Genomic DNA, 327 nt, shown 5'->3' with positions numbered 1-327 from the left:
GAATTATTACAAGGCTAAAGTAAAAGCAACCCTCTCAAGTGACGAAGGCAAGGCAATTTATCGTCGACGAAAGTTCGACGTTGAGCCAGTCTTTGGTCACATGAAGAGGGATTTTGGCATACGCCGAACTCATCTACGCGGACAACGGGCTGTGGAAAATGACATTGGGCTAGCCTTGATGGCATTAAATCTAACGAAATTTGGTCAATCAATTAGTCGATTGGCGACTAATTTTATAAATAATTTAAAATCCGGACTACGATTTTTGATCGATCAAAAATCATAGTCCGGATTTTACTGTTAGAGAACCAAGAATTAATAGTTAAT

At 38.8% G+C, this 327-nt stretch carries 1 protein-coding gene; it reads left to right on the top strand.

Annotation, left to right across the window (positions count from 1 at the left end; translation table 11 throughout):
- Positions 1–286 (top strand): transposase (locus AACL61_RS09185; RefSeq protein WP_339111281.1); only part of this gene is annotated, 286 nt, incomplete at its 5' end.
- Between the last annotated feature and the right edge of the window lie 41 nt (positions 287–327).

This window comes from Limosilactobacillus reuteri subsp. porcinus, from assembly GCF_036621895.1.
Lineage (GTDB): Bacteria > Bacillota > Bacilli > Lactobacillales > Lactobacillaceae > Limosilactobacillus > Limosilactobacillus reuteri_J.
The sequence above is the reverse complement of the archived record's forward strand: the minus strand, read 5'-3'. Positions and strand labels throughout refer to the sequence as shown.